Here is a 16,991-nt window from a genome sequence, read left to right as displayed (position 1 = left end):
AATATTATGCAAGTAGATTTTTTACAAAAGAAATATTCTATAAAAAACAACCTTAAGTTGAATGCTTTAGAAAAGCCTAATGAATTGAAAAATGGCAGCGAGATGATTTTTGAAAGAAAAACTCAGGTTTTAGGCACACTTTATTAAAATTAGAAGATTGAATGTCGTAAAAACCAAAAGTTTACCAATTCATGAATTAATTGCTGTAATAATCTTAAATTTTGGTTGTCAGTTCTAAAAGCTGGACCAGAAAAAAAAGTTATTACAGCAATTTTTATGTTAATACATAACCTTAATTAACACGTAATCAAAATCCAAAATTCTTACCAAGTATCCGTGTAGTAATTTTTTTTAATGTGAATTCAACTATCCTCAAAAAGATTTTGACATAGTTAAATTTAAATTCTAACGGTTTAATTTAAACACCAAAGGAGTATACTCCCCTTACTCCATTTAAAAAAAACTTTCTTGTGGTCAAACCGTAATTCTTTAACGGCTTATTAAAACGCTTCATCCTTTAATTGAAATAGTGTTTTTAAAACATGTATAAATCTGATTATCTATAGTGAACAGAAATTATAACCAATGTTTAAATGGCTTATCATAAACAGATAATACAATAATATTTGACTATTGTTTTTACAAAAAAATATCAATTCTTAATCACAACATATACACCTTATCTTTAAACAAAAAGTAATGTTAATGTGATTTCAAGTAAAACAATAAATAATACTCGCCAGATTGTTTAATTTCACTTCAAAAATTAATAATATACTAACACCACAGTAATGAAAATTATAGGCATTGGCAAAAACTATGTTTTAGATAAATCTGAAATTGATGATTTAAAAAATGATGTACAACTAATATTCACAAAACCAGATTCATCATTGGTAACGGATAGCAAGGATGTTGAATTCCCTGCGATTACCAATCAATTGATTTATGAGGTAGAATTAGTTGTAAAAATCGGTAAAACCGCTAAAAATGTTTCTGTAGAGGAAGCAAACTCATACATTTCTGAAATAGGTATTGGAATAGACTATACAGCAAAAGATGTACTTACTGCCAGCAGAGAAAAGAAAGGTCCTTGGGCTTTGGCCAAAGGTTTTGACGGTGCCTCACCTATTTCTGGTTTTAAACCTATTTCCGATTTTCCCGAATTGGATAATATTAACTTTGATTTAGTCATCAATGGTGAAAAGATGCAAATTGGCAACACCGGTTACATCATTTATAACTTTGCCGAAATTATCAGTTTTGTTTCTACTTTTATGACCTTAAATCCGGGAGACATGATTTTTACCGGTACGCCAGCAGTTGGTGCAGGTGAAACTTTTAAAGGAGACCATTTACAGGCTTCCATAGAAGGAGAAATTCTTCTGGATTTTAAAATGATCTAGTTGCATTTATAGCATTATAAGAATCGGAATTACTTAGTAATCCCGATTTTTTTTGCTCCAGATTTATATTTTAAGATTTTTGCTGAGCCTTGAAAGCGGTTGGACTAACACCCACATTCTTTTTAAAAAAGCGGGAAAAACTGCTTATAGACTCAAACCCTAGGTCAAAAGCCAATTCCTTTGTAGTAATCTCGCTTCTAATAAGTTTGCGTTTTGCCTCTATTATTTGTCTTGGCTGTATCACTTGTTTTGCGGTAAGGTTCAACTTTTCTTGAAGCACCTGATTTAATCGCTTTGTACTTATCCCTAATTGATTTGCATAATATTCTGCATTGGTTTCATACTTCAAAGTTCTTGTATCTTCGTTCAAGGAACTTTGCCGATTTTCTAAAATGATAGACCAAAATGGAAATTGATCAAAGGAAATTTTCTAGCCGCTCATCAAGATAAACTTCACAATTACCTTTAACTCTTCGTCTAAAGTAATTGTGGGATATTCTTTATTCGCTAATCTATACCAATATCCTGCATTAAACCGATCACCTTCTTTTCTGTGCAAATAGGCATGCAACCAACTACCAAGTTCATTGTGCATGTCTTGGGCAATATTATGAGAAGCTTCCCAATCACCTTTGGCATCGTACCATGCAGCTTTTAGTCCGTTTGACCAGTCTTTTGGCACATTGGTGAATTCCAAACTCTTTTCAAATTCAAGATAGGTCTTAGGTATCATTTTACGACACTTTTAATCAATTTTTCAACGGTTAAGCCTTGTCCTATTATCGAGAATACCACAACTATGTAGGTTATCACTAAAAAAGCATCTCTATGCATGTCATCTGAAAGACCTAATGCCAATGCTATAGATATACCACCGCGCAATCCTCCCCAGGTCATTACCAAATTGGTCCTTGGCACAAAATCCAATTTCTCTTCAAAGAATTTAATAGGAAGCATTAATGAAAGATAGCGACAAAGCAATACTAGCGGAATTGCCAATAAACCTGCAAAAATATATTCTGTTTTAAATGTCAGTACCAGCATTTCCATCCCTATCAATACAAATAACAAGGTATTCAACAGAATATCTAAAAGCTCCCAAAATTTATCTACATAGGTCTCCGTGGTCTCTGACATGGCAGAATCGCGAACGGTGTCGTTACCAACTACCAAACCAGCAGCCACCATTGCCAAAGGTGCCGATAAATGGAATTTCTGCGCTATCAATGTACCTACCATTACCGTTGCCAATGTTATGATTACCTCTATATCATAATCGTCAATGGATCGCATTAATTTATACGTTCCCCAACCTAGGGCCAGACCCAATGCCAACCCGCCAATTACCTCAACCCCAAATAGTTCTATAATATCTAATGGAGATACAGCTACCTCTGTTGCAGATGCGAGTTGAAATATCGTTAAGAATACAACAACCCCTACGCCATCATTGAACAATGATTCTCCCACAATTTTGGTTTCCAACTTTTTTGGAGCACCGGCCTTTTTTAAAATTCCCAAAACGGCAATAGGATCTGTTGGTGATATAAGAGATCCAAATAACAAACAGTAAATAAAATTGATCTGCATACCCAACAACTGCAACAAATAATACATACTGGTCCCCACTAAAAAGGTAGACACCAAAACACCTAATGTTGAGAATACCAGTATGGGCCAACGCTGTACTTTCAGCTGTTCAAAATTGGTATGAAGCGCCCCTGCAAATAACAGGAAACTCAACATAATATCTAGCAGCACCGTTTTAAAATCTATCTGTGTAATAATGTAACGCTCTGCGTTTATCAACGTATCGTCTACATAGCCAATAGCAAATACAGCCAAAGTAAACACAATAGTAATCAACATTAAGCCAATACTATTGGGCAGTTTTAAAAAGCGGGCATTTATATATCCAAAAATTGCCGAAAGAAAAACAAGTACTGAAATTATTGTAAAAATATCCATAATGATCTATGCTAACATGTTTATAAAATCTTGCTCACTGATAATGGGTATACCCAGTTTTTCTGCCTTTGCAAGCTTACTAGGTCCCATTTTATCTCCCGCAACCAAATAACTAGTTTTAGAAGATATAGATGATCCAACTTTACCCCCGTTATCCTCTATTTTCTTTTTAAGCTCATCTCTACTTAAAATCTCAAATACTCCGGAAACCACAAAAGTATTACCCGCCAAGGTATCGGTCTGGTTTTGTAACTTTTCTTCAGATATTGATAATTGCACGCCAAAACTTCGCAATCTCTCTATAGCATCTATATTCTTCTCGTTCGCAAAAAAGTCGATGACACTTTGCGCTATGCGCTCCCCTATCTCATCTACAGAAGTTAAATGCTCTAATGTAGCTTCTTTTAAAGCATCTATGTTTTTATATGCTTTTGCCAATTTCTTAGCAACAGTCTCGCCTACAAACCGAATACCTAAAGCAAACAACACACGTTCAAAAGGTACTTTTACAGATTCCGCTACTCCGTTTACTAAATTCTCAGCAGACTTCTCCGCCATTCGTTCTAAGGGTAAAACATCTTCTTTGGTGAGTTTATATAAATCGGCATAATCGTCTATCAACCCTTGTTTAAACAGTAATTCTACCGTTTCCCCTCCCAAGCCTTCAATATCCATTGCCTTTCTAGAAATGAAATGCTGAATTCTACCGGTTATTTGTGGTGGACAACCGTACTCATTTGGGCAGTAATGTTTTGCATCACCCGCTGTACGAGTAAGCTCGGTTCCACATTCTGGACATTCATGAATATATTCCGTTGGTTTGGAATCTGCCGGTCTTTTCGTGAGATCAACCGCTATAATCTTGGGGATAATTTCTCCTCCTTTTTCTACAAATACGGTATCACCTACCCTAATATCCAATTTTTCTATTTGGTCCGCATTATGTAACGATGCTCTTTTTACCGTAGTACCTGCCAATAAAACTGGTTCTAAATTGGCTACCGGGGTTATCGCCCCTGTACGCCCTACCTGATAGGTTATTTCATTTAAAGTGGTAAAAACCTGTTCTGCCTTAAATTTATACGCCATTGCCCATCGTGGGGCTTTTGAGGTAAAACCAAGCTCTTCTTGGTTCTGAAGGCTATTTACTTTTATCACAACACCATCGGTTTCATAAGGCAACTCATGGCGTTTTACATCCCACTCCTCAACAAATGCCATAACTTCATCTGTAGTTTTACAAAGTTTGGCAACAGTTGGCACTTTAAAGCCCCATTCTCGTGCTTTCTCCAACATATGAAATTGAGAATCAATATTCAGGTTTCTACCTACAATACTGTACAGCAAACAATCTAATGGTCTCTGTGCAACCACACTGCTATCTTGAAGTTTTAAACTGCCCGATGCCGTATTTCGCGGATTCATATATGGCTCTTCTCCATTGGCAATACGTTCTTCGTTCATTTTCTGAAATCCGTCAAACGGTAATACTATTTCTCCCCGTATATCAAACTTATCAGGATAATCTCCTTTTAACTGGAGCGGAACCGATTTTATCGTTTTTATATTATTGGTAACATCATCTCCTTGAATACCATCACCACGGGTAACCGCTCTTACCAGTTTACCTTGTTCATAAGTTATACTGATAGATGCGCCATCATATTTTAACTCACAAGTAAATTCAACAGGCACGTCTCCCAAATTACGCTGAATACGTTTCTCCCAATCCTCTAAATCTTCTTTAGAGTATGAATTGTCTAAAGAGTACATTCTATGTTCATGAACTACGGTTGCAAAATTCTTGGTGATCATACCGCCTACACGTAATGATGGCGAACTGGCATCATAAAATTCAGGATGTTTAGCTTCCAAATCCTGTAATTCTTTCAATTTCATATCGAATTCATAATCTGAAATGGTCGGGTTATCCAACACATAGTAATTGTGATTATGCTCTCGCAACTCTTTTCTTAGTTCTTCAATCTTTGCCTTCATAATTATTAAAGCTGTTCTTTATTGATCCATTTTGGTGTAGGCAATGCTATATAGTTTTCCATTTTATCCAATAGGGTTTCTATAGTATCATCTACCAATATAGTATTTAAATGTTCTTTTTTAACAAATCCGTTTTGTACCATGTCATGCATCATTTGCAATAGGGAATCGTAAAAACCATTGGTATTCAAAATTCCTATGGGGTATTGATGCAACCCAAGCTGCGACCAAGTCAACATTTCAAAAAACTCTTCTAAAGTACCAAATCCTCCAGGGAGCATTATTATTCCGTCAGATAGTTCATGCATTTTCAATTTGCGCTCATGCATATTTTGGGTGACTATCAATTCTGTCAACCCCTCATGAACTACTTCTTTTTTCTTTAAAAATACAGGAATTACCCCTTTTACCTTTCCTTTATTATTTAAAACGCCTTCGGCAACTTTACCCATAATGCCAATTTTGGCTCCACCATATACAAGTTGTATACCTTTCTTTGCAAAAGTCTCTCCCAGTTCATATGCTTTTACGCCATAATCAGAAACAATACCTTCACTACTACCACAAAACACTACAATACTTTTCATTTTCTTATCCCTTTTATCATACGGTCATTACCAAACATATCTGGTCTTAATTCGATAGTCTTAAAATTAGATTGTTGCAATATTCGCTTGGTTTCTTTTCCTAAATACTGATTAATCTCCAAATACAGACAACCATTTTTATTCAAGTTTTCAGTCGCAAAATTTACTACTGCCTCGTAAAACTTTAACGGGTCTTCATCTGGAACAAAAAGTGCCAAACTTGGCTCATGGTCTATTACATTATTTTGCATTTCTGCTTTTTCCAATTCTCGTACATATGGCGGATTAGAAATAATAATATCAAATTTCTGATCTAATTCTTTTGGTGAGGTTTTAGAATTTAAGGACAACATATCCGCCTTAACAAAGGTAACATTTGCACCAAGCATTCTATTGTTTTCTTCAGCAACCACTAAGGCTTGTGGCGAAACGTCCAACGCATACACTTTAGCATCCGCCAGATTTTTATCTAAAGAAATAGGAATACAACCGCTACCCGTACCCATGTCTAAAATAGTTAAAGATTGATTTAGTTCTTTAACATCATCCAAAATCCACCGAACCAATTCTTCGGTTTCGGGTCTTGGTATCAACACATGCTTATTAACCTTAAAATCTAAGTCCATAAAATGGGCAGTACGTGTAATATGTTGAATAGGTTTATGTAACTTCAATTCGGACAACGCCTTAAACAAGATAGTCTCTTGTTCTTTTTCTATATTAAGATTAGGTTGTAACGCCAATACAAAACGCTCTAATTCAAAATAGTGCTCAATAAGTAGATAGAAAAAGCTGTTTACTTCATCTTTACCATAGATAGCGTCTAATTCTGCATGAAAAATATTCTTTACCTCTTTTAACAGCACAATTACAATGTTTTAAGCATAAATACAGGACAGGAATAATGACCGGTATCCCCCATACGGGCATCTATATATTCAAAGCCCATTTTCTTATACAATTTTTGGGCAGCTTCCATATAGGGCATTGTCTCCAAATAACAGGCATCAAAACCGTATTCCTTGGCTTTATCCAAACATACATTGATCATTTTATGACCCGCCCCTTTGCCTCTGGCTTCTTGCAAAAAGTACATTTTCTGAAGCTCACAAATATTACCGTTGTAATTATCTAGTTGTGCAATACCGGCACAGCCTAAAATTGAACCATTTTCTTCAATCACAAAATAAGTGGCCTTGGGTTTATTATAATGCTCATACATGTTATTCAATGACGGGTCTTCATAGGCCGTGCCCACTTTTGGCACTCCCAAATCTTCCAACACCTGCCGTATTACCCTAGCAACTTGCGGGTTATCTTCCTTTTTAATTTCACGTATCACCACATTTTCCATATGAACTATGCAATAGGTTTTAAAGTACTATTTTTGAGGTGTGAAGATACGTGATATGCGTATAAAGGTAAAGTTTGATGTCCATTAATAATCTTGATTCTACAAATTCAATACCATCTCAATCAAACGCACTTTCTGCAGATGAGAGATATATGCAACGGTGTATTGAAATTGCAAAAAACGGATTGGGTACTACAGCGCCCAACCCCATGGTAGGTGCAGTAATTGTGTATAATGACACAATTATTGGTGAAGGGTTTACCAGTGCTTATGGTGGTTCACATGCCGAGGTGAATGCTATAAACTCGGTAAAAGACAGTACGCTACTCAAAAATGCTACTATTTATGTAACCTTAGAACCTTGCTCTCATTATGGCAAAACTCCACCTTGTGCGGATTTAATCGTAAGATTGGGAATACCTAAGGTTGTCATTGGGCTAAAGGACCCTTATGAAAAAGTAGCTGGTAATGGTATAAAAAAATTGAAAGCGGCGGGTTGCGAAGTAATTGTTGGTGTTTTAGAACAAGAATGCACGGAACACCATAAACGATTCTTAACTTTTTTTACCAAAAAGAGGCCCTACATCATTTTAAAATGGGCGGAAACATCTGACGGATTTATTGCTCCAGAGCCTTTAATACGAGAAGAAGAAAAGAAACCCTATTGGATTACAAACACCAAATCTCGGCAATTGGTACACAAATGGCGTAGTGAAGAACCAAGTATACTAGTAGGCACCAACACTGTGTTAGCTGACAACCCACAATTGAATATTAGACAGTGGACGGGAAAAGCACCTACACGAATTGTTCTTGATAGAAATCTAAGGATTTCTAAAGATTTTCATGTTTTAGATGGACAGCAAAAAACGATAGTATGTACACAAATAGTAGATACCACAAAGTACGTTAAAGGAGTTACCTATAAAATTTTGAATTTTGAATCTCAATTATCGCAGCAATTATGTAATCTGATGTTTGAAGAGCAGCTACAAAGTGTCATTATTGAAGGCGGATCACAAACATTACAAAGTTTTATTGATGCTGACTTATGGGACGAAGCTCGAATCTTCAGAGGAGCAGCCGAATTTCAAAAAGGAATAAAAGCTCCAAAACCCACAGGACGAATAATAAAACAAATGGAAATTTTGACCGACCAACTAACCATACTTAGAAATGATTAAAAATATAATTTTCGATTTTGGTGATATATTTATCAATCTTGACAAACAAGCGCCGTTAATAGAAATGGCAAAATTTGGATTTACCGAATTGACTCCGGATTTAGATGCCATTTTCAAGTCATATGAAATGGGCTTAATAACGTCTGACGTGTTTGTTGAAAAACTGCAAGACATTTTCACCAACGCTTCTAAATCTCAGATTATAGATGCCTGGAATTCCATTATACTGGACTTTCCCGAAGAACGCCTAAAGTTTATTGAAAAGTTGAAAGCCGACAATCAATACCGACTGTTCTTGTTGAGCAATACTAACGATCTTCACATTGACAAGGTTAAGGAGTCTATGGGAATGGAGCGATTTTTAAGGTTTAAAAATTGTTTTGAGGTCTTCTACCTATCACAAGAAATGAAAATGCGAAAACCTAATGCCAATATATATGAAAAGGTGCTTAGCGATAATAATTTGAACGCATCAGAAACCTTTTTCATTGATGATACCAAAGAAAATACAGATAGCGCATCTAAACTAGGAATACAGTGTTGGAACCTTCAAGTAGGAAAAGAAGATGTTTTAGAAACTTTAAGCCGCATAGTATAAATGTATTTAGCGCTCAGTATTCTTTTCTCCAGCTTAATTTTTGTGGTTTTTAAATTATTTGCCAAGTATCGGGTACAAACAATTTATGCCATTATCACTAACTACTTCATTGCTTGCATTGTAGGCTTACTATATTATAAAGAACCGATCAATGTATATGACATACCACAAAAGAGCTGGTTTTGGGGAAGCCTACTTCTTGGTCTATTATTCATACTAATATTTAATTTAATGGCAGCCACTTCACAAAAGCTAGGTGTATCCGTAGCCTCTGTTGCCACTAAAATGTCACTCACCATTCCGGTATTGTTTGGAGTATTCTTCTACAGGGAAGTTTTAAGCATATTAGAAATTTTAGGAATAATTCTCGCATTGTTGGCCGTTTACTTCACTTCTTTAAAGGAAAACAAAATAAAAGCTGAAAAATGGGCATTTGCCCTACCGGTCTTAGTTTTTCTAGGATCAGGCATAATAGACACAAGCATAAAATACTTTCAAGATGCGCATATGCCCGAAGAAGAATACGCACTGTTCTCCGCAACGGTTTTTGCATCAGCAGGAATATTCGGCTTATTTTTTATCGGATATAAATCCACCCAACAACGATTAAAAATAAATTTCAAAAATATTATTGGTGGAATTTGTTTGGGCGTCCCCAATTACTTCTCCATATATTTCTTATTAAAAGCCTTACAGCACCCAACTTGGAACAGCGCATCTGTGTTTACTATTAACAATGTGGCCATTGTAATGTTCTCCACGCTTTTAGGCATACTATTGTTTAAAGAAAGATTAAGCATTAAAAACTGGTTTGGTATAGGTTTGGCAATTTTCAGTATTATTCTAGTGGCTTTTGGCCCTAAAATAATGACGTACCTTTAAATTCTGCTTGGCACAACATATATGGACACCTATAAAACCATTTCAAAACCTTCTGATCCCCTATTGTTCAAAGAGCGAAAAAGTAAGTTTTACGGGTACTGCTTTCCGGTTTCCGACGAAGATAGTATTAAAGAACACATAGAGACATTAAAAAAAGAATACCCCACCGCCAACCATGTGTGCTACGCATGGCAAATGGGTGTTGAATCTAAGTCTTATCGTGCCAATGACGACGGAGAACCCAACAATTCTGCCGGTATGCCAATTTATGGGCAAATACAATCTTTTGATGTAACCAACATTCTAGTTGCAGTGGTACGAATATTTGGCGGCACCAAACTAGGTGTTGGTGGATTGATCAGTGCTTACAAGGAAACTGCAAAGCTAGCATTGGAAAATGCGGCAATAATCACCAAAGTATTACAAGAAGAACTAACCGTTACTTTTGAATATTCAGAAATGGACATTGTAATGCGATTGGTCAAAAAACACCAATTAACCATTGTATCACAAGATTTGCATTTAAAATGCAAAATGATTTTAGCTGTAAATAAAAGTGATTTAAAAAAAACAATGAAACTTTTTAAAGCACATCACAAATTAGAAATCAAGGCAAACGACTAATCTTTAATATTCCAATTTGTCCAATAATAGCTGCGGACATTTAGTGGGTCTATTTCTTTTCTTATCCATAAATACCAAAACCGTATTTGCGGTCGCCAATAATTCTCCCGCTTCATTTGTCATTTCATAATCAAATTCAATTCTTACCGCAGGTTTTTTCGTCAAAATTACCTTTACGGTTACCAAATCATCATACTTCGCAGATTTTAAATATTTAATGGACAAACTAATCACCGGAAGCATAATTCCGCCCTCCTCCATACTTTTGTAAGAAATTCCTAACGACCTTAACCATTCAACTCTTGCCAATTCCAAATATTGAGCATAATTACCATGATAGACAACCCCCATCTGGTCAGTTTCTGAGTATCTAATTCGAAAAGAAATTTCATTTGATCGCATTTATTTCAAGTAAAAAGTATATATTTAAAACATCCCCTATTGAGTGAGCGAACATGAGAAAAAAAAAGGTCAAATTCAATGACAATCGATTTTTTTTTTCAATAATTTGTTCACATATTTGCCCAAGTTGAACGAGAACCTATATTGATTTTTCATAATCATCTATAGCTCAACACTAACCATTAAAAGAGTATAATTTATTATGAGTGTTACTGCAAATTCCGTATGGAAAAACTGTTTGGTGTTTATTAAGGATAATATCCAACCGCAGGCATTCAAAACATGGTTTGAGCCTATTAAACCGATAAAGCTTTCAGAAAAAGCATTAAGCATTCAAGTACCTAGTAAATTCTTTTACGAATGGCTAGAGGAACACTATGTTAAACTTTTAAAAGTTGCCTTGACCAAAGAACTTGGAGAATCTGCAAAGTTGGTTTACATTATTAGAATGGAGAATACCTATGGCAACAAAGAACCTTTTACAGAAAAGATTCCTAGCTCCAACAGAGGTACAATGGCCGCTCAAGAAATGGATGTGCCCATTAAATCTAAAAACCCTGAATTACGTAATCCGTTTGTAATACCAGGTATTAGAAATATTAAAATAGAATCTCAATTAAATCCTAATTATAATTTTGATAATTTCCTTGAAGGAGATTCTAACCGTTTGGCACGATCTGCCGGTATGGCGGTAGCCAACAAACCCGGTGGTACATCTTTTAATCCATTATTGGTTTTTGGTGGTGTAGGATTAGGAAAAACACACTTGGCGCACGCCATAGGTGTTGAAATAAAAGACAAGTACCCTGAACGTACTGTGCTTTACATTTCCGCAGAGAAATTTACCCAGCAGTATATTGAATCCGTAAAGAAAAACACTAGAAATGATTTTATACATTTCTACCAGTTAATAGATGTACTTATTATTGATGATGTACAATTCTTATCGGGTAAATCCGGTACGCAAGATGTTTTCTTCCATATTTTCAACCATTTGCACCAAAACGGTAAACAAGTAATTCTTACGTCTGACAAAGCTCCTGTAGATATGCAGGATATTGAGCAACGATTGTTATCGCGTTTTAAATGGGGATTATCCGCAGAATTGCAAAGCCCGGACTATGAAACAAGAATCTCCATCTTAAAGAATAAGTTATATAGAGACGGTGTAGAGATACCAGAAGATATTATTGAATATGTTGCCAAACATATTAAAACCAATATTAGAGAACTTGAAGGCGCCATAATTTCCCTTATTGCACAGTCTACGCTAAACAAAAGAGAGGTTACTATTGAACTTGCACAACAGGTTGTTGAAAAATTTGTAAAGAACACCAAACGCGAGGTGTCTATTGATTACATACAAAAAGTTGTTTCCGATTACTTTGAAATGGATGTTGCAACATTACAGTCCAAAACAAGAAAGAGACACATTGTACAAGCTAGACAATTAGCCATGTTCTTTGCCAAGAAGTTCACTAAAGCATCATTGGCAAGTATTGGCTCACAAATAGGAAAGCGTGATCACGCAACTGTTTTACATGCATGCAAAACCGTAGACAATTTAGCAGAGACCGACAAGCAGTTCCGCAAATACATTGATGACCTAACAAAGAAATTTTCTTAAATTTTCAATTACATGAACGTGTTAATGGTTTGCCTAGGCAATATATGTAGGTCTCCGTTGGCAGAAGGTATTCTAAAAAGCAAAATTTCTACATCAAATGTACATGTTGATTCTGCAGGAACGGGGGGTTACCATATTGGTAACGCACCAGACCCAAGATCCATAAAGGTTGCCAAAGAGCATGGTATTGATATCAGCTCACAAGTATGCAGAAAATTCGTTGTGTCAGATTTTGATGCTTTCGATATCATCTATGCGATGGATAAAAGCAACTATGGCAATATTATTAAATTGGCCAGAAACAAGATAGATGCTGACAAAGTAAAGCTATTATTAAATGAGATCAGTCCAATTGACAATGAAGTTCCAGACCCATACTATGATGCTGAAGACGGATTTGAAAATGTTTTTCAAATGATAGATCAAGCTTGCGACATAATAGCTGCAAGACTAGAAAAATAATAAATGAGCACACCAAACGGAAAAACAGGGAAAATATATTTAATACCCACCACTTTAGGCGATATGCCTCCTTTAGAGGTATTACCCATTTCAATTAAACAGACTATTGAAAAATTAGATCACTATGTTGTTGAAAACGAAAAAACCGCTCGTCGTTTTATAAAAAAAATTAGTCCAAGAAAATCCCAGCCAAGCTTAAAACTATTTGTTTTAAATAAGTTTACCGAGGCTGCCGAAATACCTAATTTTTTAAACCCTTGCCTTGAAGGTCTTGACGTAGGAATACTCTCCGAAGCCGGATGCCCTGGTATTGCCGATCCCGGCGCAGCTGTAGTTAAGATTGCGCACGACAAAAACATTCAAGTTGTTCCATTAGTAGGTCCTTCTTCCATTTTATTAGCTTTAATGGCAAGTGGCATGAACGGACAAAATTTTGCCTTTAACGGCTATTTACCCATTGACAGCGCTGACCGAAAGAAATATATTAAAAATCTAGAGCGAAGGTCAAAAGATGAAAACCAATCCCAAGTTTTTATTGAAACACCCTACCGTAATAATAAAATGCTTGAAGAACTTATTAAAACATTAGCTCCAAGTACAAGAGTTTGCGTAGCAGCCGACATTACACTACCCACGGAATATATTAAAACAAAGACAGCTATTAACTGGAAAAGAGAGAATGTAGATTTACATAAAAGACCTGCTATTTTTATTATACAGGCATAAAAAAACCTTGACAAATAAATGCCAAGGTTTCCCACTTTCATATCTACTTAAACTTTTATATCCTAGGATTACGTTTTGCCTCTACCATAGAAACATCATAACCTGCAAATTTTTTCATATAATTAGAAATACTGGTACCGTAACCATCCGAAAGCTCCAAACGACCGTGAGATCTTAGATACAATTTTACGTTACCAGGCCCTGCTAAATGCGCAGCTGCCAATATACCGGATTCCGTAATTTGTATGCCGTTCATGCGTACACCTACATAACGCTTAATATCCTTTCTAAGAATCCACTTGTTTCTAGATGTGTTTACTTGAAATACTTTTTCTTGCAACACAGGATTATATAGAAAATGATTACCATCATTAACACCAACCAGCTCTAATGTACCTAGACCAAATTGATATTTACCTAAATAACCAAAAGTGTTGGTCACAAAATAATTGCCTTGAGACTCTTTAAAAGCCAATGCTTCCTTAAAACCTATGAACCGACTACCAAGAAAAGGGGGAGTGATTTGATAATTTGCCAATATAGCCTCTTCCTGAGGATAAGAAACAAACATTGATTCCTTTACTTTAAGTTGATCAGGTACGCCAACACTAAAAGGCTTAAAGCCATAACCTGACAAAATAAAAAGCACAATAAGAGGACAACTTGCTAATATCCATCTTCTCATATCATATATTTCTTAAGACTTACGGCGACTACTATTTGCTTGCTTAAATTTCTGCCGCAAAGGTAGACCTGAATTTCTAAGACTTTAAGAAGGTTCTGTTAAAAGTATACAGATTTAGTTAAGAAGTTCTAAAATTCGGATGAATGCTTATCTATTGATCTTCTGAGCATTAATCCATCGGATGTACTGTGCTTTATTTCGGTTGTGCTGCGTTAAATTCTCTGCAAACATATGATAACCGAACTTTTCAACATTGGCCACAAAATAGTAATAATTGTGTTTTTTAGGATTTAAAACCGCATCAATTGCGGTAATGTCCGGCATTGCAATAGGACCTGGCGGCAATCCGGCATATTTATAGGTATTATAGGGAGAATCCATTTCTAGATCTCTATACAAGACTCTTTTAATAATAGTATCGAAATTACCGGTTTCTTTCTTTATGGCATAAATAACAGTTGGATCTGCCTGTAACAACATTCGCTTTCTTAATCTATTCAAGTATACACCGGCAACGGTAGGTCTCTCATCTACCTTTGCGGTCTCTTTATGCACAATAGACGCCAATGCAATTACTTCATTGGGTTTTAAACCAAGCGCAGTGGCTTTCTCTTTACGTTCATCAGTCCAAAAGCGATTGTATTCCTTTAACATTCTTCCTCTAAAGGAAGCTGCAGAGGTGTTCCAAAAAAATTCATAACTATTAGGGATATATAAAGATATCTTATTGGCATCATCAAATCCATTTTCCTCTAAAAACTCTTTATCATTAAAAGCAGCGACCAAGGAAGCACTATCAGCCTCGATCTGACTTGCAATTCTTCCAGCCAAATCATTGATATTTTCTTGATTGTTAAAAGATACTTTAACAGGTAAGTTTCTACTTCGTAAAGAATTTACAATCTCGTTATTGTTCATTCCTTTGCTAATGCTGTATTTACCTGCCTTTATATTATTTAGGTAACCTTTTCTTTCTGCAGTGGATTCAAATGAATCGAAGTTTTTTAAAACCGGTGAAAGTCGTTCCTTTAAATCGTTAACATCAGCATCGGTCGGAATAAAAACTATAGCTTCTTCATTATTAAAATTGGTATTCGGAGTAAAAAAAGTTCCATAAACGGTATACGCAAAAACTCCACCCCCAATTAAACCTAAAAGCACTACGCCCAATAAAATACGCTTGATATACATTAATTATTTATTTTTTGTAATAATACTTCATTCTTATAGGTATCGTTAAATCGTACCCAGTCTTTTTTGACTCCAATTTCTTGAAATCCAAGTTTTTTAAATAAATGCAGACTTGGCGCATTTCCTTCTAGAATATTAGCATAAACCTGTTTTAAGCCCAAAACTTGAAACAAGTAATTGCATAAAAGCGTAATTGCCTCTGCCCCTATTCCTTTATTTCTAAGCCCTTCATCTAAAACAACAATACCCATACCTGCCCTTTTATGATTTGGTTCAAAATCAAAAACATCTATTAAACCTATTGTATTATGCTCTTTTGTGCATATTACCAACCTTAACTGCTTTACGTCATAAATATCCCTATGGGCACTATCTAAATATAACTGCAATACATCCTTAGAGTACGGTGTAACCGTACCACTAACTTCCCAGATACCGGTATCATTCTCTAGTTCATACAAAAAATCCAGGTCCTTTTGCTCTAAGGCCCTTAAATAAATTTGCTTTCCCGTTAATGTTACCACGTTAATTCTCCTTTAAAAACCTGTTTTGCCTCACCTTGAAGATAAATATCACTATAAACACCGTTATTTTCTTTAAAAGTGACTTCTAAATTACCGCCCAGTGCATTTACAGGAATAGTCTTCTCTTTTGTGTTACCCAAATGATACATACCTATAGCAACTGCCGTTACACCAGTACCACAAGAAAGTGTTTCATCTTCCACCCCACGCTCATAAGTTCTTATATCAAAGCCACCTTTGCCATTTGGTTCCACAAAATTGATATTGCTACCCTTTTCGCCATAAATACCATATCGCATACGCGCACCTTCCTTTACAACATCAAAGGACGGCAAACCTTTTACCATTTGTACATGGTGGGGAGAACCGGTATTCATGAACAGTGCATTTGATTTCTCCTTTATCTCGCCAACGTCAGTCATCTTAAGACTTACAATATCATCAACAATTGTAGCCTCATGAAGACCATCAACCGCAATAAAAACGGTCTTCTCTTTTATAATATTTAGAAAATGAGCGAAAGCTACAATACATCTTCCACCATTGCCACACATGCTACCTTCATTACCATCGGCATTATAATAAACCATTCTAAAATCGGTATTATCATCATTTTCCAATAAAATAAGTCCGTCCGCACCTACGCCAAATCTTCTATGACAAATTTTAGCGATTAACTCGGCATTGCCCTTATGAAATTGTTTCTTGCGATTGTCTATCATCACAAAATCATTACCTGTACCTTGATATTTATAAAAAGTATTTTCCATGCT

At 35.6% G+C, this 16,991-nt stretch carries 21 protein-coding genes; 9 read left to right on the top strand and 12 right to left on the bottom strand.

All coding sequences use genetic code 11. The features are described 5' to 3' along the window. Positions 1 to 6 precede the first annotated feature (6 nt). Entirely contained in the window at positions 7 to 147 is a 141-nt protein-coding gene (locus PXC01_RS10760) for a hypothetical protein (RefSeq protein WP_276472302.1), read from the top strand. 644 nt (positions 148 to 791) lie between these two features. Further along, positions 792 to 1,406 (top strand): fumarylacetoacetate hydrolase family protein, encoded by a 615-nt coding sequence (locus PXC01_RS10755; protein ID WP_276472301.1) that lies wholly within the window; start codon positions 792 to 794, stop codon positions 1,404 to 1,406. A gap of 70 nt (positions 1,407 to 1,476) precedes the next feature. On the opposite strand, the gene PXC01_RS10750 is transcribed toward PXC01_RS10755, so the two are convergent. From PXC01_RS10750 to PXC01_RS10720, 7 genes are read right to left on the bottom strand one after another with little or no spacing between them, the layout of a single operon-like run. Then, positions 1,477 to 1,776: a helix-turn-helix domain-containing protein gene (locus tag PXC01_RS10750; RefSeq protein WP_276472300.1), complete on the bottom strand. Its 300-nt coding sequence runs from the start codon at positions 1,774 to 1,776 to the stop codon at positions 1,477 to 1,479. A 60-nt stretch (positions 1,777 to 1,836) separates the two neighbouring features. Next, positions 1,837 to 2,139: a hypothetical protein gene (locus tag PXC01_RS10745; RefSeq protein ID WP_276472299.1), complete on the bottom strand. Its 303-nt coding sequence runs from the start codon at positions 2,137 to 2,139 to the stop codon at positions 1,837 to 1,839. Next, positions 2,136 to 3,374, bottom strand: a complete 1,239-nt coding sequence (locus PXC01_RS10740) for a cation:proton antiporter (RefSeq protein ID WP_276472298.1) — start codon at positions 3,372 to 3,374, stop codon at positions 2,136 to 2,138. The genes PXC01_RS10745 and PXC01_RS10740 overlap by 4 nt, the downstream gene beginning before the upstream one ends. A gap of 6 nt (positions 3,375 to 3,380) precedes the next feature. Further along, the gene (gene ligA, locus PXC01_RS10735; protein ID WP_420828587.1) at positions 3,381 to 5,372 is read right to left on the bottom strand and encodes an NAD-dependent DNA ligase LigA; all 1,992 of its coding nucleotides are present in this window, start codon (positions 5,370 to 5,372) and stop codon (positions 3,381 to 3,383) included. Between the two features lie 5 nt (positions 5,373 to 5,377). Next, positions 5,378 to 5,959: an LOG family protein gene (locus tag PXC01_RS10730; protein ID WP_276472297.1), complete on the bottom strand. Its 582-nt coding sequence runs from the start codon at positions 5,957 to 5,959 to the stop codon at positions 5,378 to 5,380. After that, a complete protein-coding gene (prmC, locus tag PXC01_RS10725) occupies positions 5,956 to 6,825 on the bottom strand; it encodes a peptide chain release factor N(5)-glutamine methyltransferase (RefSeq protein WP_276472296.1) in 870 nt (289 codons plus the stop codon). Before prmC ends, PXC01_RS10730 begins: the two co-directional genes overlap by 4 nt. Positions 6,826 to 6,827: 2 nt before the next feature. Further along, on the bottom strand, positions 6,828 to 7,313 hold the full coding sequence (locus tag PXC01_RS10720; protein WP_276472295.1) for a GNAT family N-acetyltransferase: 486 nt from the start codon (positions 7,311 to 7,313) through the stop codon (positions 6,828 to 6,830). Positions 7,314 to 7,390: 77 nt separating this feature from the next. On the opposite strand from PXC01_RS10720, the gene ribD reads away from it, so the two are divergent. Genes ribD through PXC01_RS10700 form a run of 4 tightly spaced genes read left to right on the top strand, consistent with a single transcriptional unit; the run spans position 7,391 to position 10,601 of the window. Beyond that, entirely contained in the window at positions 7,391 to 8,497 is a 1,107-nt protein-coding gene (gene ribD, locus PXC01_RS10715) for a bifunctional diaminohydroxyphosphoribosylaminopyrimidine deaminase/5-amino-6-(5-phosphoribosylamino)uracil reductase RibD (protein WP_276472294.1), read from the top strand. Continuing rightward, on the top strand, positions 8,490 to 9,095 hold the full coding sequence (locus PXC01_RS10710; protein WP_276472293.1) for an HAD-IA family hydrolase: 606 nt from the start codon (positions 8,490 to 8,492) through the stop codon (positions 9,093 to 9,095). Before ribD ends, PXC01_RS10710 begins: the two co-directional genes overlap by 8 nt. Further along, on the top strand, positions 9,096 to 9,977 hold the full coding sequence (locus tag PXC01_RS10705; RefSeq protein ID WP_276472292.1) for an EamA family transporter: 882 nt from the start codon (positions 9,096 to 9,098) through the stop codon (positions 9,975 to 9,977). It begins immediately after the preceding gene. A 21-nt stretch (positions 9,978 to 9,998) separates the two neighbouring features. Next, positions 9,999 to 10,601: an IMPACT family protein gene (locus tag PXC01_RS10700; protein ID WP_276472291.1), complete on the top strand. Its 603-nt coding sequence runs from the start codon at positions 9,999 to 10,001 to the stop codon at positions 10,599 to 10,601. Positions 10,602 to 10,604: 3 nt separating this feature from the next. Here PXC01_RS10700 and PXC01_RS10695 read toward each other — a convergent pair whose 3' ends face one another. Next, positions 10,605 to 11,003: an acyl-CoA thioesterase gene (locus tag PXC01_RS10695; protein WP_276472290.1), complete on the bottom strand. Its 399-nt coding sequence runs from the start codon at positions 11,001 to 11,003 to the stop codon at positions 10,605 to 10,607. 202 nt (positions 11,004 to 11,205) lie between these two features. On the opposite strand from PXC01_RS10695, the gene dnaA reads away from it, so the two are divergent. From dnaA to PXC01_RS10680, 3 genes are read left to right on the top strand one after another with little or no spacing between them, the layout of a single operon-like run. Next, positions 11,206 to 12,630: a chromosomal replication initiator protein DnaA gene (gene dnaA / locus PXC01_RS10690; RefSeq protein WP_276472289.1), complete on the top strand. Its 1,425-nt coding sequence runs from the start codon at positions 11,206 to 11,208 to the stop codon at positions 12,628 to 12,630. Between the two features lie 12 nt (positions 12,631 to 12,642). Further along, a complete protein-coding gene (locus tag PXC01_RS10685; RefSeq protein ID WP_276472288.1) occupies positions 12,643 to 13,092 on the top strand; it encodes a low molecular weight protein-tyrosine-phosphatase in 450 nt (149 codons plus the stop codon). Between the two features lie 3 nt (positions 13,093 to 13,095). Further along, positions 13,096 to 13,818, top strand: coding sequence for an SAM-dependent methyltransferase (locus PXC01_RS10680; RefSeq protein WP_276472287.1), 723 nt, complete (start codon positions 13,096 to 13,098; stop codon positions 13,816 to 13,818). A gap of 55 nt (positions 13,819 to 13,873) precedes the next feature. Here PXC01_RS10680 and PXC01_RS10675 read toward each other — a convergent pair whose 3' ends face one another. The 4 genes from PXC01_RS10675 to dapF all read right to left on the bottom strand — a co-directional run bounded on the left by PXC01_RS10675 (position 13,874) and on the right by dapF (position 16,988). Beyond that, positions 13,874 to 14,503 carry a hypothetical protein gene (locus PXC01_RS10675; RefSeq protein ID WP_276472286.1) on the bottom strand — a complete coding sequence of 210 codons (630 nt, stop codon included), beginning with the start codon at positions 14,501 to 14,503 and terminating at the stop codon, positions 13,874 to 13,876. A gap of 147 nt (positions 14,504 to 14,650) precedes the next feature. Continuing rightward, positions 14,651 to 15,694 (bottom strand): endolytic transglycosylase MltG, encoded by a 1,044-nt coding sequence (gene mltG, locus PXC01_RS10670; protein ID WP_276472285.1) that lies wholly within the window; start codon positions 15,692 to 15,694, stop codon positions 14,651 to 14,653. Continuing rightward, positions 15,694 to 16,218, bottom strand: coding sequence for a GNAT family N-acetyltransferase (locus PXC01_RS10665; protein ID WP_276472284.1), 525 nt, complete (start codon positions 16,216 to 16,218; stop codon positions 15,694 to 15,696). The genes mltG and PXC01_RS10665 overlap by 1 nt, the downstream gene beginning before the upstream one ends. Further along, positions 16,212 to 16,988, bottom strand: coding sequence for a diaminopimelate epimerase (dapF, locus tag PXC01_RS10660; protein ID WP_276472283.1), 777 nt, complete (start codon positions 16,986 to 16,988; stop codon positions 16,212 to 16,214). Before dapF ends, PXC01_RS10665 begins: the two co-directional genes overlap by 7 nt. Between the last annotated feature and the right edge of the window lie 3 nt (positions 16,989 to 16,991).

This window comes from Maribacter huludaoensis (assembly GCF_029350945.1).
Classification (GTDB): domain Bacteria; phylum Bacteroidota; class Bacteroidia; order Flavobacteriales; family Flavobacteriaceae; genus Maribacter; species Maribacter huludaoensis.
This window is presented reverse-complemented; position numbering and strand designations above follow the sequence as displayed.